At 63.4% G+C, this 20,627-nt stretch carries 21 protein-coding genes; 12 read left to right on the top strand and 9 right to left on the bottom strand.

Annotation, left to right across the window (positions count from 1 at the left end; translation table 11 throughout):
* The first annotated feature begins 6 nt into the window (after positions 1-6).
* Positions 7-969 (top strand): LysR family transcriptional regulator, encoded by a 963-nt coding sequence (locus AB4Z48_RS10415; RefSeq protein ID WP_441613849.1) that lies wholly within the window; start codon positions 7-9, stop codon positions 967-969.
* Between the two features lie 68 nt (positions 970-1,037).
* On the opposite strand, the gene AB4Z48_RS10420 is transcribed toward AB4Z48_RS10415, so the two are convergent.
* The 4 genes from AB4Z48_RS10420 to AB4Z48_RS10435 all read right to left on the bottom strand — a co-directional run bounded on the left by AB4Z48_RS10420 (position 1,038) and on the right by AB4Z48_RS10435 (position 4,291).
* The gene (locus AB4Z48_RS10420; protein ID WP_441613850.1) at positions 1,038-1,274 is read right to left on the bottom strand and encodes a tautomerase family protein; all 237 of its coding nucleotides are present in this window, start codon (positions 1,272-1,274) and stop codon (positions 1,038-1,040) included.
* 71 nt (positions 1,275-1,345) lie between these two features.
* Positions 1,346-2,056, bottom strand: coding sequence for an SDR family NAD(P)-dependent oxidoreductase (locus tag AB4Z48_RS10425; RefSeq protein WP_441613851.1), 711 nt, complete (start codon positions 2,054-2,056; stop codon positions 1,346-1,348).
* 271 nt (positions 2,057-2,327) lie between these two features.
* Positions 2,328-3,170, bottom strand: a complete 843-nt coding sequence (locus AB4Z48_RS10430; RefSeq protein WP_441613852.1) for an oxidoreductase — start codon at positions 3,168-3,170, stop codon at positions 2,328-2,330.
* Between the two features lie 176 nt (positions 3,171-3,346).
* Entirely contained in the window at positions 3,347-4,291 is a 945-nt protein-coding gene (locus AB4Z48_RS10435) for a LysR family transcriptional regulator (protein ID WP_441614067.1), read from the bottom strand.
* 107 nt (positions 4,292-4,398) lie between these two features.
* Between AB4Z48_RS10435 and AB4Z48_RS10440 the strand changes: the two genes are divergently transcribed.
* The 6 genes from AB4Z48_RS10440 (at position 4,399) to AB4Z48_RS10465 (ending at position 9,996) form a co-directional block, all read left to right on the top strand.
* Entirely contained in the window at positions 4,399-5,910 is a 1,512-nt protein-coding gene (locus tag AB4Z48_RS10440; protein ID WP_441613853.1) for a CoA-acylating methylmalonate-semialdehyde dehydrogenase, read from the top strand.
* A gap of 294 nt (positions 5,911-6,204) precedes the next feature.
* Positions 6,205-6,855 carry a DsbA family protein gene (locus AB4Z48_RS10445; RefSeq protein ID WP_441613854.1) on the top strand — a complete coding sequence of 217 codons (651 nt, stop codon included), beginning with the start codon at positions 6,205-6,207 and terminating at the stop codon, positions 6,853-6,855.
* 315 nt (positions 6,856-7,170) lie between these two features.
* Complete coding sequence (locus AB4Z48_RS10450) at positions 7,171-8,586, top strand: MmgE/PrpD family protein (RefSeq protein WP_441613855.1); 1,416 nt, start codon at positions 7,171-7,173, stop codon at positions 8,584-8,586.
* 25 nt (positions 8,587-8,611) lie between these two features.
* Positions 8,612-8,842 (top strand): tautomerase family protein, encoded by a 231-nt coding sequence (locus tag AB4Z48_RS10455; RefSeq protein WP_441613856.1) that lies wholly within the window; start codon positions 8,612-8,614, stop codon positions 8,840-8,842.
* Between the two features lie 20 nt (positions 8,843-8,862).
* Positions 8,863-9,069: a tautomerase family protein gene (locus AB4Z48_RS10460; protein ID WP_441613857.1), complete on the top strand. Its 207-nt coding sequence runs from the start codon at positions 8,863-8,865 to the stop codon at positions 9,067-9,069.
* A 426-nt stretch (positions 9,070-9,495) separates the two neighbouring features.
* Positions 9,496-9,996 (top strand): cupin domain-containing protein, encoded by a 501-nt coding sequence (locus tag AB4Z48_RS10465; RefSeq protein ID WP_441613858.1) that lies wholly within the window; start codon positions 9,496-9,498, stop codon positions 9,994-9,996.
* Between the two features lie 80 nt (positions 9,997-10,076).
* On the opposite strand, the gene AB4Z48_RS10470 is transcribed toward AB4Z48_RS10465, so the two are convergent.
* Complete coding sequence (locus AB4Z48_RS10470) at positions 10,077-10,760, bottom strand: MOSC domain-containing protein (protein ID WP_441613859.1); 684 nt, start codon at positions 10,758-10,760, stop codon at positions 10,077-10,079.
* A gap of 427 nt (positions 10,761-11,187) precedes the next feature.
* Here AB4Z48_RS10470 and AB4Z48_RS10475 point away from each other — a divergent pair, with 427 nt between their 5' ends.
* Positions 11,188-12,072, top strand: a complete 885-nt coding sequence (locus AB4Z48_RS10475; protein WP_441613860.1) for a LysR family transcriptional regulator — start codon at positions 11,188-11,190, stop codon at positions 12,070-12,072.
* A 99-nt stretch (positions 12,073-12,171) separates the two neighbouring features.
* On the opposite strand, the gene AB4Z48_RS10480 is transcribed toward AB4Z48_RS10475, so the two are convergent.
* The 4 genes from AB4Z48_RS10480 to AB4Z48_RS10495 form a co-directional block, all read right to left on the bottom strand.
* On the bottom strand, positions 12,172-13,155 hold the full coding sequence (locus AB4Z48_RS10480) for an NAD(P)H-dependent flavin oxidoreductase (RefSeq protein ID WP_441613861.1): 984 nt from the start codon (positions 13,153-13,155) through the stop codon (positions 12,172-12,174).
* A gap of 2 nt (positions 13,156-13,157) precedes the next feature.
* A complete protein-coding gene (locus AB4Z48_RS10485; RefSeq protein ID WP_441613862.1) occupies positions 13,158-13,712 on the bottom strand; it encodes a cytochrome b in 555 nt (184 codons plus the stop codon).
* Between the two features lie 123 nt (positions 13,713-13,835).
* Positions 13,836-15,509: a cation acetate symporter gene (locus AB4Z48_RS10490; RefSeq protein WP_441613863.1), complete on the bottom strand. Its 1,674-nt coding sequence runs from the start codon at positions 15,507-15,509 to the stop codon at positions 13,836-13,838.
* On the bottom strand, positions 15,506-15,820 hold the full coding sequence (locus AB4Z48_RS10495) for a DUF485 domain-containing protein (RefSeq protein ID WP_441613864.1): 315 nt from the start codon (positions 15,818-15,820) through the stop codon (positions 15,506-15,508). The genes AB4Z48_RS10490 and AB4Z48_RS10495 overlap by 4 nt, the downstream gene beginning before the upstream one ends.
* Before the next feature lie 501 nt (positions 15,821-16,321).
* Here AB4Z48_RS10495 and AB4Z48_RS10500 point away from each other — a divergent pair.
* From AB4Z48_RS10500 to AB4Z48_RS10515, 4 genes are read left to right on the top strand one after another with little or no spacing between them, the layout of a single operon-like run.
* Positions 16,322-17,527: an efflux RND transporter periplasmic adaptor subunit gene (locus AB4Z48_RS10500; protein ID WP_441613865.1), complete on the top strand. Its 1,206-nt coding sequence runs from the start codon at positions 16,322-16,324 to the stop codon at positions 17,525-17,527.
* Between the two features lies 1 nt (position 17,528).
* Positions 17,529-18,221 (top strand): ABC transporter ATP-binding protein, encoded by a 693-nt coding sequence (locus AB4Z48_RS10505; protein ID WP_441613866.1) that lies wholly within the window; start codon positions 17,529-17,531, stop codon positions 18,219-18,221.
* Positions 18,222-18,251: 30 nt separating this feature from the next.
* The gene (locus AB4Z48_RS10510) at positions 18,252-19,406 is read left to right on the top strand and encodes an ABC transporter permease (RefSeq protein WP_441613867.1); all 1,155 of its coding nucleotides are present in this window, start codon (positions 18,252-18,254) and stop codon (positions 19,404-19,406) included.
* A 16-nt stretch (positions 19,407-19,422) separates the two neighbouring features.
* Positions 19,423-20,589 carry an ABC transporter permease gene (locus AB4Z48_RS10515; protein ID WP_441613868.1) on the top strand — a complete coding sequence of 389 codons (1,167 nt, stop codon included), beginning with the start codon at positions 19,423-19,425 and terminating at the stop codon, positions 20,587-20,589.
* Positions 20,590-20,627: the final 38 nt, after the last annotated feature.

Below are 20,627 nucleotides of genomic sequence, written 5' to 3' on the forward strand. Positions count from 1 at the left end.
CTGTATATGCTGCGCGCATTCGTTGCCGCCGCGCGGCATCAGAGTTTCAGCAAGGCGGCGGAGTCGCTTGGCGTCACGACTGGTACGATTTCAAAGGCGATTGCGAAGCTCGAAGCCAGCATCCAGACCAGGTTGCTCCACAGGACGACCCGGTCGGTGAAGCTGGCCGACGTCGCGCAGCCCTACTACCTCAGCTGCGTGCGGCTGCTGGAGGAATTCGATGAGGCGAACCGGCGCATCAGCCAGGAGCGCGAGGTCGATAGTGGCAGGATCCGGCTGGTGATCCATCCGATGTTTGCCGGCGGCACGCTTGCGCGCCTCCTGTCCGGCTACCGGGCGACCGCGCCTGACGTCAACCTGATGATTTCCGTGCAGGACAGGCCGGTGAACCTGTACGACGGCCATTTCGACATAGCCGTGCTGCCGGCGCGGCTGGTGGATCAACCGGCCGTGATCAGGCGCACACTGTGGAGTGCGTCGCGGGTCTTGGTGGCGGCGCCGGCCTACCTGAGCCAGAACGGTGTGCCGCGGCAGGCATCGGACCTGGCGAGTCACTTTCTCCTGGTGGAGCCCGGTTCCAGGCAGAAGAACACGAGTTTTCTCGAATTGCTGGAGGACGGACGGCGCGTGAGCGTGCTGCCGCGATCCTCCATGGACGGCGACGACGTGTTCCTGCGCTTCGCCGCGCTGAGCGGTACCGGCATCGCCACCTTGCCCGAAGCGATGGTCGCGGAGGATGTCGCCACGGGCCGGCTTGAGCGCGTGCTGCCGGGGTGCTCGGGCCCGGATGCCACCGAGGAGCTCTGTCTCTTCTATGCGCACCGCGAACTGATGCCGCTGCGCCTGCGCACGTTTATCGATTTCTGCACGCAGTTCTTCCATGCTGACCGGCCTTCGGCGCTTGCCGACGAGGGCTCGCCGCGCCGGCCCGTTTCAGGCGCCGACGCTGGCTTGCGTGTCGCTGCCTGAGCGTCGCCTGCCGTCCATGCGGATTCGTGACGCGGTCAGAGGCACGGCGCAGAGCGAAGCGTGGCGCTTTATGAGGATGGCTTTGCGTGCTGGCGACGATAGGCGTCGACCGGCAGCCCTCCCCAGCCCCAGTTTTCGGTTTCGACTTCCTGGATGACGACGAAAGTCGCGTCGAGCGGCTTGTTCAGGACGTCGCGCAGCAGTTCGCTGACGCCTTTGATCAGCAGCGCTTTCTCATCGGCGGTCACGGCTTGCGCGCCCGGCTTCGTTCCTTCACGCGTTACCTGGATCGTAACGATCGGCATTGTGTACTCCCGGTTTCGTGGGCAAGTCAGGGGCAAGGCAGGGCGCCGCCAGGCGGCGCCCGCGTGTCCTATCAGTGACCGGCGCTTTGGCCGCCGTCGACGTGGAGGATCTCGCCCGTCACAAACTTGGCCGACTCCAGGTACAGGATGGCCTGCACGATGTCTGCCGTCTCACCCATGTGTCCGACGGGGTGCAGGCTACCCAGCGCCGCGTGGGTTTCCGGCGCGTGCATGGGCGTCTTGATGATGCCGGGGGATACGGCGTTCACGCGGATGCCGGTCTTTGCATACTCGATGGCGAGCGACTTGGTGGCGGAGTTCAGGCCACCCTTGGTCAGGGATGCCAGCACCGAGGGCACGCCGCTGATGGCGTGGTCCACGAGGCTCGTGGTGATGCTCACGACGTGGCCGCCGCCGACCTTCTCCATCTCGGCGATGGCAAGCTGGGTGATGAAGAAGAAGCCGTTGAGGTTGACGCCTAGTGCCGCTGCGTAGTCCTCGGCGGTATAGCTGGTGAACGGCTTGGCGAGGAAGATGCCCGCATTGTTGACCAGCGAGTCGATGCGGCCGAAGCGCGCCACGCCTTCCGCGATCACGCGCTTGGCGGTCGCCGGGTCGCTGATGTCGCCGGCGACTGCGAGGATGCCCTCGTCGCTCGTCGGCTTGATCGAACGCGCAGTGGCGACCACGAGATAGCCTTGCTCGCGGAATGCCTTGACCACTTCAGCGCCGATACCTTGGGATGCACCGGTGACAACGACGACTTTCTGTTGATTGCTCATGATGATGATCTCGAAAAGGTTAGCTCGGATGTCCCCGCCGAAATTGGCGGTACCGATAGGTAGTAAATTTAGGCGACCGGGCTGCGGATGCGAAGGCACACGGTGGACAAACAGTCTTGCGCAGCGTGAACAAGTGAAGCGTGCCTCGCCGCGGCCGGGCGCACGCCACGGAATGCGCATCCGGCTTCACGCGAGGGGCGTGTGTGCACCGCGCCGCCGCCGCCGGTCAAGGCGGGATCCGGGGCGCCGCCATGCTCCGAATGGCTGTCGTCTACGAGAAATCCGTGGAATTCGACACGGATTCCCAGGTGTCGATTTCTTCGGCCAGCGCTGCCAGCTTGCCCCGCACGAGGCTGAGTGCATCGGCGCCCAGCAACAGATGAACGGGCGCGTCGTCCCGGCCCACCAGGTCGAGCAGGATGCGCGCGGCCCTTGCGGGATCGCCGGCCTGCTTCCCGCTCTTTTGCCGGCGGGCGCGGCGAATGGGCTCGAATACCGCGTCATAGTCGGCAATGCTCCGGTCGGTCCGTACCATTGAGCGGCCTGCCCAATCCGTCCGGAATGAACCAGGAGCGACCGACGTCACCTTGATGCCAAGGCCGGCGACTTCCCTGGCCAGCGATTCGGAGATGCCCTCGAGCGCGAACTTGCTTCCGCAGTAGTACGGAACGCCGGGAAGCCCGGCAAAGCCCGCCATCGAGGTGATATTGAAGATGTGGCCGGTCCGCCTGGCCCGCATGGACGGCAGGATGGCCTTGATCATTGCCACCGCGCCGAAGACGTTGACCTCGAACTGGCGCACCAGCGCTTCGAGGGAAGATTCTTCCAGCGTGCCTTCGTGACCGTAGCCAGCGTTGTTCACCAGGACGTCCACCGGCCCGACACGCTCGACAGCGCCCTGGATCGCCGGGCCGATGGCATCGAGATCGGTGAGATCGAGGACAAGCGCATCGGCATGCCCCGGAGCCAGCTTCCTGAACGCCACTCTATCGGCCTCATTCCTGACGGTGCCGATGACAGTGCTGCCGTCGGCGAGCGCGGCCTGCGATATCGCGCGGCCGAAGCCTGAACTCACGCCGGTGACAAGGAATACTCGAGTGGCAGACCTGCTCATGCTTTTCCAGCTTCGCGATCGTTAGACCGGAGCCCGTACAGAACCAGTAAACGGTGGACTGTACCGCTGGCCGCGTTGGCGAGGCGCGAGCGAATCGGAAAATATCCTTTGCGTGGCGGGAAACAATGATGCAGGCGCAAATGGACGAGGCGGGCGCCGCAAGATGCCAATGCAGCTTACTGGACGGGAAACCCGTCAGCGAACGTCTCGCGAAGATACGTGACAAACAGTGCGACCGCGCGCGGCACGTGGGGCGTGTACGGTCGCACGACATAGAGCTGGTCGGCAAAGGCACCGACCGGACGCCAGTCCGGCAGTATGACCACGAGCTTGCCGGCCCGGATTGCCGCCTGTGCAGTGAAGTCAGGCAGGAGGGCAATGCCCATGTCGTCGAGCGCGGCGTCGCGCAGCGCTTCGCTGTTATTGGCCGAGAACGGTCCGTTCACCGTGACCGTGACCGGCCCGGGGCTCGGCTTGCGCGCCGCCTTTCGCTCGAAAGACCAGATCCCGGCGCCGAGGGCGCGGGGGTAGAACAGGCAGTCGTGCGAGGAGAGGTCCGCTGGCGCCTTCGGCAGGCCCCGCAGCTTGATATACGCGCGCGTCGCGGCAATCACGGAGCGCGTTTCACACAGCTTCCATGCGACATGCGTTTCGGGCGCTTGCGCACTGTGCCGGATGGCCAGATCGAATCCTTCGGTGGCGATCGAGCTGAGCCGGTCGGACACTTCGAGTTGCACGCGGACTTCGGGATTGGCTCGCAGGAAAGCCGACATCCGCGGCACCAGCTGTTGTCGGACGAACGCCACCGGTGCCGTCACGCGGATCAATCCGCGCGCCACGCCCGCCATTTCCCTGACCGTGGCGAAGCTCGTCGCAATGTGCTCGTATTCCCCGCGCGTGTCTTCGACAAGCCGCTGCCCGGCCTCGGTGAAGCGCACGCTGCGTGTGGTGCGCTGAACCAGCGCGACGCCCGCCGCCCGTTCCAGTTCGGCGATGCGCTGGCTCATTGCCGCCTTGCTGACGCCGAGGCGTGCCGCGGCTGCGGTGTAGCTGCCCTGTTCGGCAAGGACCGTCAACCAGTGCAAATGGGTCCAGAGGCTTTCGACCGTTCGGGTATCCATGTTTTTATTGTTCATTAATGAAAACAATCAATTCAATGTTAGCACCTTTGCACACGTGCGGCACCTTCCTAAACTCCGTCCATACCAACCAATGTTGAGGAGTCGAGATGCAAGCGTTTAACGACACGGCCGATGTGACACATTTCATACACGGTGAGCCGGCTCGCGGTTCGGGTGCGCGTACCCAGGCCATCTTCAATCCGGCGACAGGCGAGCGTCCGCGCAAGCTGCTGCTGGGCGAGACTGCCGATGTCGACGCTGCGGTGGCAAGTGCGAAGGCGGCCTTTCCGAAGTGGAGCAATACGCCGCCGATCCGCCGTGCCCGCATCATGCTGCGTTTCCTCGAACTGATGAACAAGCACCGCGATGAACTCGCCGCGATCATCACGGCAGAACATGGCAAGGTTTTCTCCGATGCGCAAGGCGAGGTCGCGCGCGGTATCGACGTCATCGAGTTCGCCTGCGGCATTCCGCAATTGCTCAAGGGCGACTACACCGAGCAGGTCTCGACGGGAATGGACAACTGGACGGTGCGCCAGGCACTGGGTGTCGTGGCAGGCATCACGCCGTTCAACTTCCCGTGCATGGTGCCTTGCTGGATGTTCCCGGTTGCGATCGCCGCCGGCAATGCGTTCATCCTGAAGCCGAGCGAACGCGACCCGTCCGCGTCGTTGTTCATGGCGAGGTTGCTGAAGGAAGCGGGCCTGCCCGATGGCATTTTCAATGTGGTGCAGGGCGACAAGGTGGTCGTCGATGCGCTGCTGGCCCATCCCGACGTGAAGGCGGTCAGCTTCGTCGGCTCGACGCCCATTGCCAACTATATCTACGAGACCGGCGCGAGGCACGGCAAGCGCGTGCAGGCACTCGGCGGCGCGAAGAACCATATGGTCGTCATGCCGGATGCGGACATCGAACAGGCTGTCGACGCGCTGGTCGGGGCTGGATACGGCTCCGCCGGCGAACGTTGCATGGCGATCTCCGTCGCTGTCCTGGTGGGCGATATCGCCGACAAGGTCATCCCGCGGCTGGCCGAGCGCGCGCGCAACCTGGTCGTGAAGAACGGCATGGAGGCCGACGCCGAAATGGGCCCGATCGTCACGCGGCAGGCGCTCGAGCGCATCGAGGGATATATTGCCCTGGGCGTCGACGAAGGCGCGACGCTGGTGGTGGACGGTCGCGGTCTCCAGGTCAAGGGACACGAGGATGGCTTCTTCACCGGCGGCACGCTGTTCGACAATGTCACGCCCGAGATGCGCATCTACAAGGAAGAGATCTTCGGGCCGGTCCTCGCGTGCGTGCGCGTCAAGGACTTCACCGAAGCCGTGGACCTGGTCAATGCGCACGAGTTCGGCAACGGCGTCGCATGCTATACGCGGGATGGCCATGTGGCACGTGAATTCGGCCGTCGCATCGAGGTGGGCATGGTCGGCATCAACGTACCCATTCCGGTCCCGATGGCCTGGCATGGCTTCGGCGGCTGGAAGCGCAGCCTGTTCGGCGACACGCACGCATACGGCGAAGAAGGCGTTCGCTTCTATACGAAGCAGAAGTCCATCATGCAGCGCTGGCCGGAAAGCACCGACAAGGGTGCCGAATTCGCGATGCCGACGGCCAAGTAAGCGGTCCCGGCCGCCTGTCTGCAGTCAGGGGCAGCGAGGCGCCGCGCGCGGAGCATGCGCGCACGGCGCCTCTTTTGCGTTGCCTGGGACGCCCCGCCATGGTCGGGTCGCTGCGGAACATCGGGCCGGCCTCGCTCTGGTTACGCAGCGTAACAACTGAATTGCGGCTGGCGCTGTTGGTGCCGGTGTGGTTCGGTCCTATATTCAGTTCCGGTGCCGCAGCCCCGGGGCGTTGCGGCCGATGGGCCGCGAAGTGCCCATCCCCGTTCAAACGCGATCCACTGGAAACAGACCATGAAACTGATATTTGTTGGCGACCCGATGTGCTCCTGGTGCTACGGCTTTGGCAAGGAGATGACCACCATCGTCGAAAGCATGCCCGACCTTGACGTGCATATTGTCCTGGGCGGCATGGGGGCCGGATCGACGCAGGTGCTCGATGACGCCGGCAAGCAGTTCCGCCTGTCGCACTGGGCGCGCGTAGAACAGATGAGCGGCGCCGAGTTCAACCGCGAGGCGCTGCTCGCACGCAAGGACTTCGTCTACGACACCGAGCCGGTCTGCCGCGCCGTGGCCACCGCTCGCCTGGTCGAGCCTTCGGTGGACCTGCTGACGGTCTTCCAGGCATTTCAGCGTGCGTTCTATGTCGACGGGCTCGACACCACGGACGGCAATGTCCTGGCAGAGATCGGCGCACGCGCACTGACAGCCGCCGGCTACCCGACGAGCGCCGATGCCTTCCATAGCGCCTGGGTGTCGGAGGAGGCAGTGCAGGCGGCGCGGGCGGATTTCGCGCTGACACGCAGGTGGGGGGTCTCGGGATTCCCGACGCTGCTCGTTGAAGTCGACGGAAAGCTGCGCCAGCTCAGCTCGGGCTACCTCCCAGCGGCCAAGGTCCAGCAAGCGCTGCTGAGCCTCGCGAACGGCGGGAGCCGCTTGCACTGATCGGGGTGCGGCCGGCTTGTCGTCAGGAAACGCCGCACCGGTTCCCTGCCGCACTGGCATGGACGCCGGCATTGATCTGCGGGAGCGGGCATTGTGGAAATCGCGGCGCTTTCCTGGCGCCTGAGGGCGGTGGCTATCTGCTTCGATGATTGCCGCTATCAAAACAATTCGTTTCGGGCGCCGCGATCGATCACCTAATATCAGTTGCAATGCAACTGCGCGAAGCGAGATGAAATATCGGGAGCGCAAGACGTTGCGGAAGTAGCGGATGGAAATTCGCATGAATTGAAATCATCCAACAGGCAACTGTCAAGAATGACCGCACCGACCACCGTCCAGTGCATTGCGACGTTCGCTTCGAACGCGCGAGCAAGTCATCTCACCCCGCAGGCCCGCCAGCTGTTCAAGCGGAACATCCTTGACAGCCTCGGCTGTGCGATTGCGGCACTGCCTGGCACGCCGTTCACGGCCTTGCGAGAGCAGTTCGAGGAATACCGCGGCCCGGCGGCGGGGTCCTGCTCGCTGATCGGCGGCGGAACCACGTCGCCCGACCAGGCAGCGCTATACAACTCGAGCCTGGTTCGTTACGTCGATCTGCTGGACAGCTATATGTCTCCCGGCGGGCTCTGTCATCCAAGCGATAATTTCGGCGCGGTGCTCGCGGCGGCCGAGCATGCGCGCGCAAGTGGCGAGGCGTTCATGCTCGCGCTGGCGGTAGCGTATGAAATCCAGTGCCGCATCACGGCGATCGTCCCCGTGATGGCGAAGGGCTTCAACCATGCCATTCAGCTCGCGGTTTCGGCGGCGGCCGCGTCCGGCAGGTTGTTCGGCCTCGACGCGGACCAGCTCGCCCATGCGATAGCGATCGCCACGGTAGACAACATCTCGCTGACCTGCGTTCACTCCGAACCGGTCTCGCAATGGAAGGGATTTTCGCCGGGCATCACCGGGATGCGCGCGGTGTACGCGGCGTCGCTTGCGAAGCGCGGCTTCACCGGCCCGCTGCGGTTGTTCGAAGGGCCGAACGGACTGGTCCGCATGTTCGACCAGCCAATCGATGTCGAATGGGAGGATCAGCGCCTGGAGATCATTTTCCAGACGGTGATGAAGAAGTACTGCTCGCTGATTCACGGGCAACCGGTGCTTGAGGTGACGCTCGCCCTCAAGCGCGCGAACGATGTGAAAAGCGAGGAGGTCGAGGAGGTGGTGTGCGACATCTTCCAGACCGGCTTCGACATCGCGGGTGGTGGCGGCTTCGGCCCGAAGGATGATCCGCGGACCAAGGAGCAGGCGGACTACAACCTCAAGTATCTTATCGCGGCCGCTCTGCTCGATGACCAGGTCGGACCTGCCCAGCTGGAGCCGGGCGGAGTGCAGGCGGACGATGCGCAGGCCCTGCTGAAGCGGGTCGTCGTGCGTCCCGACCCCGCATTCACCGCCCGGTACCCCAGTGCCTTGAACACCAGGGTCACGATCCGGTGCAAGGACGGAAGGGTGTTCTCCGCCGAGCACGTCGGCTTTGAAGGCGGGCTCGACAACCCGCTCAGCTGGGACCGCACGGTCGAGAAATTCCATTGGCTCAGCGAGCAATACGCTGATGAAACGCTTCGAGGCCGGATCATCGATCTGGTCTCTGCATTGGATGCGCACTCGGTTGCTGAGCTGATGCAGCTCATGACGAGGGTAAGTCCGGTACCGAAGTTCCCGGCGAAGCACCCGGGAATCCAGTGACGACAGAGGCCTATAGGAGACCCGGATGGCCCTCATTTCTTGTGACATGCGATTTGGCAGAACCGATGAGCAGAAGCGGCAGCTCGCGGCCGGACTGCCGCGGGTGGTCAGCGAAGCGACCGGCGAGACGAAGGACGACATCTTCTTCGTGATCCGGGAAGGCCGCGGGATCAATTTCGTCGAGCATGGCGAGCACCTGCCGGACTATGTCGAAGGCGCGGCCAACGACAAGGATCTGGTCAGCCGCCTGAAATAACATCATTCCCGGAGATAACCGTGCCATTTATCGAATGCCACATCAATGCCGGCCTGACGCAGGAGCGTCGTGCGAGGCTGATCAGAGACATCATCCAGGTGACGCATGACTCGATCGGCTCGGATCCGAAGATCATCAACGTGATCTTGCACGAGCATCGGGCCGAGAACATCAGCATCTCGAGCCGGATCAACGGCGAGGATTTTACAGCTCGGACCAGGGATTGACACTTTCCCGCCTGCTGGATTGCCAGCCAGGTCGAGACGACTAACGCCCGGGGGAGTGTGGCCGGGCGTTTTCAATTGCCGGGAGTCACGCAGCCGTTCCTCCACGCATGCGTGATCGCGCTTTGGATCGCGCTCGCGATGGCCGCGGCGGGTGCGGCGGCTTTGCAACGCTGCCCGGCGGCGAAGCCCGGCAGGCCGCGCGGGCCGGCGCGATGACGCGATGACGGATGGCATCTTTTACACGGTGTACCAACTCTTGTTAGCGCCCTGATGTGTACCGGAATCCATGCAGGAAATATATTGGTCACGTCGATCGGCGCGATCCCGGCGAGAACGAACCCGAAGGCGGGCGGTTCCGGGGCCTTCACGTCGAGGCAGTCGCGGCCCATTGCCGAGCGGCCGCTCACGGAGAAAGGAGTATCTGGTATGCGAAAGATTCTGACCAATGTCGCGGGCATCGTCTGTGCCGTGTCGTGCCTGATCACCGGGCACGCCGCCTTTGCCGGGGGGCTTTCGCCGAAGCAGGTCGGCTCCATTCAGCAGGAAGACATCCAGTGGTCGTCCTTCGCCGCTTTCCCGCGGCGTGCGCAGCTGTCCGTGCTGGTCGGCGATCCGGGCAAGCCCGGTCCCTACGTGGTTCGCGTAAAGGTGCCGGGCGGCGTGAAGCTCATGCCGCATGTTCATCCCGAGGACCGGGTCTATACCGTGATCGCGGGGGTGTTCTACATTGGCATCGGTAATGAGTTCGACCCGCAGAAACTGACGGCCTATCCGCCCGGCAGTGTCGTGGTGCTGCCAGGGGGCACGCCGCACTTCCATTGGGCGAGGTCGGGAGAGTACATCACCCAGGTCAGCGGCACCGGGCCGCTCGGGCTGGAATACCTCGATCCGAACGACGATCCCCGGCACAAGCCGGAGGCGCCTTGAGATCCGCATGCGGCTGCCGGGCGCCAGTCGGGCGGAGGGGCATGGCGTAGTCCGTCAGGACGGTGCGCCCGGCCGGCACCTCACAATCCGGGGTGTCGTTGGCGGATCCACCGTACCCGGTCGTTCAGGCGCACCTTCCAGCTATTGGCGAGTCCCGGGACGGCGATGAGGGCCAGCATGTCGTCGATGCCAGGCCGGCTGGACGACTGGACGCGCCAGAATTCATCTATCGAGAACCGTTCTGTTTCGCGCTCGATCAGCTCTAACTTGTCGCCCGGTCCAATGATCCCACTGCCGATCACTCGGTAATACCAACCGGTCATGCGCTCCTGCGCGACCACGAGAGACATGCCGTCCGCATTGAAGCGGTGATTTATCTTCCAGCATGGGCTTCGCGGCTGGGACACTTGCAGGACCGTTCCGCCCATCCTGAAGACATCACCGATATGTACGTTCCGCTCCGTAAGCCCGTTCGTTGATATGTTCTCGCCGAGGCTGCCGGGGACAAGGATGCCCGCACAATCGGGAAAGCATTCCGCCAGGCGCCGGTAGTTCTCGGCGGCGAAATGATGGACGGCCTTTTCGGGGCCACCGTGAACCCTCGGATCCGCATGTTCGTCACCTTCGATGCCATCGAAGGACACCTTGGCCTCGCCGCGGATCCGTCTCTTGAAGATTCCGCTTCGATGGCCCTCTTCGCCAAGGATGCCAATGCCGCCGGCAAAAATCCCTTCGACTTCGGCGCTAATACCCGGAAATTGCATCAACTTCACCTTTGCAGAAATGTGTGAACTCGCCGGCTAACGGGGCAAGTGGCGCGACAAGCGGCGACTAGCGACTAGCGGCGATCGGCGGCGGGGCAGGAGGATCTTGCGCGCGCCGTAGTGAAATGACCGCGGTGAAATAGAAGAGAGAGCTTATTTCCGTTCATGAAAAAATGCTTCATTCCTTTCATGTGAACCAGGGACGGGAATTTATAAGGACTGCATTCCATTTGCCTTTGGTAACGGCCCGATCACTTGTCTGAAATGGCATTGACGTGACGTTGTAAAAGACATCCGCACCGAAAAAAACGAATAATTTCACTTAAGCTTCGCGGTGGATAGCTGAAGTATAATTTAGGCGCTGCATCGCTACATCTGATTTCCAAGAATTCTAGCCATCATAAATGTAATATCTGGAGTCGATAACATGGAGCTGCGCCAGCTAAGGATGTTTTGCGCGGCAGCGGAAGAAGGTAGCTTCACTGCTGCTGCGGAGAAAGTGCATTGCGTCCAGTCGAATGTGACAATGCGGGTGAAGGATCTCGAACAGGAACTCAGGCAGCCTCTGTTCATTCGCCAGAAGAGCGGCATCACGCTCACTTCGGCGGGAGAGACCTTCCTCGGATACGCGCAGCGCATTCTTCAGCTGGCCGATGAGAGCCGGAGTGTCCTGCTGGATACGTCGACGCCGACCGGGATATTGCGGCTGGGATCGATGGAGACCACCGCGGCGGTCAGGCTGCCAAAGGTACTGGCCGGCTATCGGGAAAAGTATCCGCAGGTCCAGCTCTCGCTCATCACCGGCACGACCGTGGAGCTCATCAAGGCAGTGGAGAGTCACCGGCTTGACGGGGCGTTCGTCGGTGGGTTCCACCAGAACGCGGTATTGCACCAGGAGGGAATCTTCAAGGAGGAGCTCGTCCTCGTCAGCAGCAGGAAGTATCGGACGCTGGCAAGCCTTACGAAGGACATGGCTCAGCAGACGGTCCTCGTTTTCCGCACGGGTTGCTTCTATCGTTCCACCCTGGAGCAATGGCTTTACCAGGCCGGACTCATTCCGGGACAGATACTGGAACTGGGCACGCTCGACGGGATCATCTCGTGCGTGACGGCAGGGATGGGTGTGACGATACTTCCCCGCGCCGTCGTGGAAAATCAAGGCTCGCGGGAGCTGATCCGCTGTCACAAGCTTCCGTCCGAATTCTCGCGCGTGGCGACCGTGTTCGTCCGCAGGAAGGATATCTTCGAGACGTCGGCCGTCCGTGCCATGGTCGATATGGCGCACGAGCAATTCGAATCCATCGGGGAGTAGTCCGTGTGGACTTCCCGTGTCCGGCCCCGGGCCCCGATCGGGGGGGCTGGACATCTCAAGGCCGGATATCCATGCCCCCCGGAACTGCCCGGCGCCGGCTCAGGCCGTCTCGTGAGCGCCGTGGAGCGCCGGCAGGGCGTCTGCGGGCAACCAGGGGGAGAAGCCCTCGACCAGCTCGGCAACGCGTTGGCTGGCGGGGACGATGCCATCGATCTTCCCGACGCCCTGGCCTGCGTATAGCGACAGCTTTTCCGCCATTTCGGGCTTGTCGATGACGCGCGCTCCGCCACCTACATATTTCACGAGGTTCCATTTCTTGCGGTTGGGAATCACCCTGTGCGGGGTGCCGAATTTCCAGCCGAACGAGTATCCGGTCCGATATTCGGTATCGTCCACCGTGGCCGCCACGATCTTCTGCTTGTAGAGGTCATGCGCAAGGGATTCATCGCTTGCCACGAAAGCGGTGCCAACCCAGACTCCCGAAGCGCCAACTTCAATCACCGCCCGCACGTCGGCACGGTTCGTAATGCCGCCCGCGGCCAGGACGGGGCGTCCCTTCGAGATGGCGACGATGGCAGGCACCAGCGACATCACGCCGATCGTTCCCTGGTTGAGGTGTCCGCCACCCTCGGCCCCCTGGGCGACGATGATGTCCGCCCCCTGCGCGATCGCCTCCCTGGCAAGACTCAGCGTTCCGACCTGGACGATGACCGTGATGCCCGCATTCTTCGCTCGTGGAATCATCTCGTGGAAGCTGCCGTAGAAGAGCGAAAGTACCCGCGGTCTTTCTTCCAGCACAACGCGGAACTGCGCTTCGAATACATCCGGGCCACCGAAGGACGGGACGAGATTCACGCCGAATGGCTTGTCTGTCAGCTCCCGCGTCTCGCGAATCCATTTTCTCAGGGCCAGGGGTGGCAGGCGCAGCCCGCCGAGGTGTCCCAGGCCGCCTGCATTGGACACCGCCGCCGTCAGCGCCGGCCCGGAAATGCCGGCCATGCCTGCCTGGAATACCGGATATTCGATGCCGCACAATGTTGTTGCTGAATTCTTCGACATGATGATTTGGCTTTCGTGCTTCATGATCAGAGCTCCACGTTCTTGCCCAGCATTCGCTTCAGCGTGTCGTTCCTGAGAACGAAGTGATGTTTGACGGCGCCGAAGATATGAAGGGCCAGTCCGGCGAGAAATGCGTACACACCAATCTTGTGAAGCAGCTTCGCGACGTACGCTACCTCGGCATTCGGTCCCGTCAGGGCGGGGAGCACGATACCGCCGGGCAGCGTGATGACTTCGCCTGCCGCAGACATGGCCAGCCATCCGTCCAATGGCAAGAGAACGGTCGCGAGAGCCAGGCCAACCGCCACGGACCTGCCGATGATGACTTCGATCGGATTTGGCGACCCGAGCGGGAGGGGGTGATAGGAAGTGAGTCTCGCCCACAGGCGATAGATGGAAACGACGAGGACGAGCGCCCCTACACCGCCATGCACCCGGAGGATTTCGGCCTTCTCCGGGCCGTTCTCCAGCTGGCTGGCGGAAAGGCCAAGCCAGACCATCAGCGCGACGGCGGCCGCGATCAGCCAATGAATGAAAATCGTAATGCGGGAAAACCTTAGGCCGGTGTCTTTGTACTGCATTTTCAGCTCCAGAAATTCCTAGGCGTGGGCCTGCATGAAAGGGAAACTGATTCCGCCTTCAATGATCGTGAAATGGCCAGGCAGGTGGACCTGGCCGGTACCTTGCCGAGCGGAGGAGCGTGGCTAGTGGCTGACGGCCCGGGACGCCCCGATTCCGGTCTGGGCCCGGACGAACTGACCTTCGTAGTCCTTGCGCTCCTGGCGGCCGCGGGCGCTCCGGTCCGTGACGGATCCGAGCCAGGTGACGAGGAAGGCCACGTTCGTCGAAATGATCGCGGGATAGTCGTAGGGGAAGATCGCCGTCTTGTATCCAAGTACCTTCACCCAGACCGCCGGCGACAGGATCACGAGCCCCACTGAACAGAGGATCCCCGCCACGCTGCCGATCAATGCGCCGCGCGTGGTCAGGCCTTTCCAGTAGATGGAGAGCACCAGGATCGGGAAATTCACGGATGCGGCAACGCCGAAGGTCAGGGCGACGAGAAAGGCGATGTTCTGGTCCTTGAAGAGAATTCCCAGGCCAACGGCGACGACACCGATGCACACTGAGGCAACCCTGGACACCCGCATCTCGCGCGCCGGGTCTGCCCGGTTCTTCATGACTACCCTGGCGTACAGATCATGGGAGATAGTGGACGATCCAGCCATGGTGAGACCGGCGACAACGGCCAGGATGGTCGCGAAGGCTACCGCTGACAGGAACCCGAGGAACACGTCGCCGCCGAGGGCCTTGGCCAGATGCATGACGGGCATGTTTCCGCCGCCGATGAGCTTGCCGCCGATGTCCCCTCCGACGAAGAAGGCAGGGTCTTTGCCGACGATGACGATGGCGGATAGTCCAAGGACGGCGACGACAAGGAAGAAGAATCCAATGAACCCGGTTGCCACGAATACCGACTTGCGCGCCTCCTTGGCGTTCGGAACCGTGAAAAACCGCATCAGGATGTGAGGCAGCCCTGCAGTACCGAACACCAGCCCGATCGCCAGTGAAAACATGGAGACCGGGTCTGACACCAGGGCGCCGGGTGCCATGATCTTCGCGCCGGCCTTGTGGCTTTCGACGGCTTTGGCCAGCAGGAAATCAATGGAGAAATTGAATTTCCACAATGCAAGGATTGCCAGAAGCGTTCCGCCGGCCAGGAGAAGGACTGCCTTGATGATCTGTACCCAGGTGGTCGCGACCATGCCCCCGAACGTGACGTAGATCATCATCAGCAGGCCCACGCCGATGACGGCATAGTTGTAGTCCAGGCCAAAGAGAAGCTGGATGAGTTGTCCGGCGCCGACCATTTGCACGACCAGGTAGAAGCAAACGACGGTGAGGGACCCGATCGACATGGATATTCGTATCGTGTTCTGGTCCAGCCGGTACGCTGCGATGTCGGATATGGTGACCTTGCCGAGGTTCCTGATTTTCTCCGCGAACAGGAACAGAAGCAGTGGCCAGGCGACGAAGAAGCTGATGGAGTAGATAAAGCCATCGTAGCCGCTGGAAAAGATCATGCTGCTGATCCCGAGCAGGGCGGCCGCCGACATATAGTCGCCCGCCAGGGCCAGTCCGTTCTGGAATCCGGAGATGCCGCCGCCAGCAGTGTAGAAGGTGTCCAGCGATTTCGTCTTGGATGCGGCCCAGTACGTTATTCCCAGGGTGGCGACCACGAATGCCAGGAACATGAGAATGGCGACGGTATTGATCGGCTGCGCCTCTATGTTTTGCAGCGCTCCCGGGGCTGCGTAGGATGGTATTGCGAGCGGGCAAGACAAGAAAATGAACGCTGCCTTTAGCTTCGGTTTCATTTTTCAGCCCCGAGTGCCAGTCTTTCCGTGAGTCGGTCAAAGTCGACGTTGGCCTGCCGGACATAGAACCCCGTCAGTAGCCAGCATCCCAGGATAAGCATCGCGCCAACGGCCCAGCCGATCGTGATATTGCTTTGCCCGGAAAGCCGCGATGCAAGCGAACCCGGGCTCAGTGCGGCAACCAGGATAAAGATGCAGTAAGGGACGATCGTCACCGCGGAAAGAAGAATTGTGAGCCGCCTGCGTCTGCTGACGAGCTCCTTGAACACGGGATTGCTTTGAATCCCGGCATAGCCGATCCGTTCTGTCATGTCTCCTCCAATTATTTGAATTGCTTTATTGGCCGGTGCCGCTCGACGCCTGCCTGATCGATCAAGTCGATCGCCGGGCAAGCGGCCTGGCTGTCCGCTCAGATGGCCTGGGGAATGGACCCGAGAGCGTGTGCACTAAAGTTATGCGCCGGGTCGAATCATGTACAACGATAATTTTTGATGGCATCCATCACTATCAGTGAGGCATCAGGCGGCGTGCATGAAGGGCGAGCCTCGAACTCGCGGCCCTGCGTCGTCGGGGATACCTGACGCCGGCATCTCCGCGGGCGCGTGGAAGGACGATGCCGGCCGGCCGCCAGGTCCGGGCCGCCGTATCTCCGTCGTATCGCTGCCGAAGTGGCATTGCAAGCACTGTCCGGGCGCGGCACTATACTGGGGACCTGTCTGCCGCAGCACATGCGGGCGGGGCGCTTCGCCGGGGCGTGCGCCTTGCAAGGCGCTCCGGAACACGCTCTGGTTTTCTGGGAAAGGTCCGAAAAATTGGCTGATCACGATCTGGCAAGGCTGAAAATCGACCGCGGCTCGCTCGCGCCGGCGCCGCGGCGCCGGCGCTGGGTGCCTTACGCTGCCATTGCGCTGGTCATCGCCGCCGTGGCCGGCATTGCCGTCCGGCTGACTGCCCCGCAGGCCGTGGAAACGGCGACCGTCACTTCGGCCTACCCGTCGCAGAACTACACCATGCTCAACGCGACGGGCTATGTGGTGCCGCAGCGCAAGGCGGCGGTCGGCTCGAAGGCGCAAGGCCGGCTCGAATGGCTCGGCGTGCTGGAAGGCTCCCGGGTGAAGCAGGACGAGATCATTGCCCGGATCGAGAGCAGGGACGTCGAGGCCTCCCTGGCCCAGGCGTCGGCCCAGGTGGGCGTGGCGCAGGCCAATTTCGAGCTGCAGGTCGCCGAGTTGAAGGATGCGGAAACCAGCCTGCGCCGTTCCGAGACCCTGCTCGTGCCACAGGCGATTTCCACGGCGCAGTACGAGGCCGACCTGGCGCGCTACAACAAGGCCAGGGCGTCGGTCGGCAGCGCCCGCGCCGCCATTGCCTCGGCGCAGGCCAATGCCCGTGTCGCCCAGGTCGCGGTGAACCAGACCGTGATCCGCGCGCCCTTCGATGGCGTGGTTCTGATCAAGCATGCCAATGTCGGGGACAACATCACACCGTTCTCGTCCGCGTCCGACACCAAGGGTGCCGTCGTGACCATCGCCGACATGGAGACCCTTGAAGTCGAAGCGGACGTGGCGGAGTCCAATATCGGCAAGATCAGCGTGGACCAGCCCTGCGAACTCCAGCTCGACGCGCTGCCCGCGCTGAGGATGGAGGGCCGGGTCTCGCGCATCGTGCCCACCGTGGACCGGTCGAAGGCGACCGTGCTGGTCAAGGTGCGTTTCGTTGACCGCGACGCGCGCGTGCTGCCCGACATGAGCGCCAAGATCGCGTTCCTGTCGAAGCCGGTATCGCCGCAGGACCGGCAGCCCCTGGTTGCGGTGCAACCGGGCGCGATCGTCGAGCGTGGCGGCAGGAAGGTGGCCTTCGTGGTGAAGGACGGCATGGTGCGCGAAGTCGCGGTCACCACGGGCGCCAGGCTGGGGGATCTCGTCGCGGTCGGCGGCGTGGCTCCGGGCGACGTGCTGGTGCTGGCTCCCGGGGACAAGATCCGGGACGGCGCCAAGGTCACCCTGGCGAAGAAGTAGCGTGAACACCGCGCCGCTCGTCGCCATCCGCCACGTCGCCAAATCGTACCGGCGCGGCGCGCAGACCGTACCGGTCCTGACCGACATCACCCTCGACATCGGCGAGGGCGGATTCATCGCATTGATGGGGCCGTCCGGCTCGGGCAAGAGCACGCTGCTGAACCTGATTGCGGGCATCGACCGGCCGGACAGCGGCGAGCTGCTGGTCGCCGGGCTCGACATCACGCGGCTTGCGGAAGCAACGCTGGCCGACTGGCGCGCGGCCAACGTGGGTTTCATCTTCCAGTTCTATAACCTGATGCCCGTGCTCACCGCCTACGAGAACGTGGAGTTGCCGCTGATGCTGACGCGCCTCACGCGCGCGGAGCGGCGCGCGCGGGTCGGGCTGGTGCTCGAGATGGTCAACCTGGCCGACCGCATGAGCCACTATCCTTCCGAACTGTCCGGKGGCCAGCAGCAGCGCGTCGCCATCGCCCGCGCGCTGATCACCGACCCGATGCTGATCGTGGCCGACGAGCCTACCGGCGACCTGGACCGCGCCTCCGCCGCGGAGATCCTGTCGATGATGCAGCGGCTCAACGCGGAGCTCGGCAAGACCATCATCATGGTCACGCACGATGCGCACGCCGCCGGCGCGGCGAAGTCGCTGGTGCACCTGGAGAAGGGGGAACTCAGCCATGGGAAGGCTGCTTGAACGGCGTTGCGGGCATTGCGGACGTATGCCATGTACGTGCTGAAGCTGATCGTGAGGAACGCGCTGCGGCACAAGCTGCGCACCACGCTGACCGTGGTGGGGCTGGTGGTGGCGGTGCTGGCCTTCGGGCTGTTGCGCACGGTGGTCGACGCCTGGTACGCGGGCGCCGCGGCGGCATCCAATGCGCGGCTGGTGACCCGCAACGCCATCTCGCTGGTGTTCGCCTTGCCACTGAGCTATGAGAACCGTATCCGTGGTGTCGACGGGGTCACGCTGGTGGCCCGTTCCAACTGGTTCGGGGGCGTCTACCGCGATCCCAAGAACTTCTTTGCGCAGTTCGCGGTTTCCGACAACTATCTCGACCTGTACCCGGAGTTCGTCGTGCCGCCGCAGCAGCGCGCCGACTACCAGCGCGACCGCAAGGGCGCCCTGGTCGGGCGCCAGCTCGCGGACCAGTTCGGGTTCAAGGTGGGCGACGTCATCCCGATCAAAGGCACCATCTATCCCGGCACCTGGGAGTTCGTCGTGCGCGGCATCCTCGACGGCCGCGACGAGAGCACCATCACGCGCCAGATGGTGTTCCACTGGGAATACCTGAACGAGACCGTGCGCAAGCGCTCGCCCCGGCAGGCGGACCAGGTCGGCGTCTTTGTCATCGGCGTGGCGAACCCGGACAATGCCGCGGCGATCTCGCGCGGCGTGGATGGCGTCTTCAAGAACTCCCTTGCCGAGACGCTCACCGAGACCGAGCAGGCATTCCAGCTCGGCTTCGTGGCCATGTCCAACCAGATCATCGCGGCGATCCGCGTCGTCTCCTACGTGGTGATCGTGATCATCATGGCGGTGATGGCCAACTCCATGGCCATGAGCGCGCGCGAGCGCACCGTCGAGTACGCAACGCTCAAGGCGCTCGGTTTCGGGCCCGGGTTCCTGGCGCTGCTCGTGTTCGGTGAATCGATCGCCATCGGGATCGTGGGCGGCGGCATCGGCATGCTCGCCACGTCGCCCGTCGCGAGCCTGTTCAAGCAGGCAGTGGGCGGTGTGTTTCCCGTCTTCAGCGTGTCGGGCGAGACATTCCGGCTGCAGGCGGCATGCGCGCTGGTGATCGGGGTCGCCGCCSGCATCGTGCCGGCCGTGCAGGCGGCGCGCGTGCGCATTGTCGAAGGCCTGCGGGCCATCGGCTAGCGGATCCGGGGCAGCCATGGCGATTCCGCTTTCCTATATCGCGCGCAACCTGTGGGCACGCCGGCTGACCACGTCGCTCACGGCCGGCGGGCTGGCGCTGGTGGTGTTCGTATTCGCCACCATGCTGATGCTCGACGCGGGCCTCAAGAAGACACTCGTGACCACCGGCGAGCAGGACAACGTGGTGGTGATCCGCAAGGGCGCCGAAACCGAGGTGCAAAGCGGCATCTCGCGCGACCAGGCCAGCATCATGGAGATGCATCCGGCGGTGGCGATGGGCGGCGGCGGACGGCCCCTGGTGTCCAAGGAAGCCGTGGTGCTCATCTCGCTCACCAAGACCAGTTCGGAGCGGCCGTCTAACGTGGTGATTCGCGGCGTGTCGCCAGCGGGCCTGGATCTGCGCCCGCAGGTAAGACTGGTGGCGGGGCGCATGTTCCGGTCCGGCTCGTCCGAGATCATCGTCGGCAGCGGCATCGCCAAGGGATTCAGCGGCGTGCAGATCGGCGAGCACCTGCGCTTTGCCCAGCGCGACTGGACGGTCGTGGGGCACTTCGACGCAGGGGGCAGCGGCTTCGACTCGGAGATCTGGGGCGATGTCGACCAGCTCATGCAATCGTTCCGGCGGACCAGTTATTCGGCGATGGTGTTMCGCCTGGCGCAGACAGGCAGCTTCGAGCGCTTCAAGGCCGACATCGATGTCGACCCGCGGCTTGCCAACGAGGCCAAGCGCGAACAGGCCTTCTACAGCGACCAGTCGAAGGCGCTCTCCACCTTCATCAACATCCTTGGCTTCACGCTGTCGACGATCTTCTCGATCGCGGCGATGATCGGCGCCATGATCACCATGTACGCATCGGTCGCCAATCGCGTCGCGGAAATCGGCACGCTGCGCGCGCTCGGCTTCAAGCGCGTCAACGTGCTCACCGCTTTCCTGGTCGAGGCCCTGCTGCTGGGTCTGGCAGGCGGCATCTTCGGGCTGGGCTGCGCGGCATTGATGCAGCTGGCTTCGTTTTCCACGACCAACTTCCAGACCTTTGCCGACCTCTCGTTCCGCTTTATCCTCACGCCTTCCGTGGTGGTGAAGACGCTTGCATTCTCGATGGCGATGGGCCTGATCGGCGGCTTCCTCCCGGCGCTGCGCGCGGCACGCATGAACATCGTCGATGCGCTGCGGGCGCATTGATGGCAGGCGGCGCCCGCCACCGAATGCCGCGCGACACC

The sequence above is a fragment of the Cupriavidus sp. 2TAF22 genome (assembly GCF_052115045.1).
Classification (GTDB): Bacteria; Pseudomonadota; Gammaproteobacteria; order Burkholderiales; family Burkholderiaceae; genus Cupriavidus.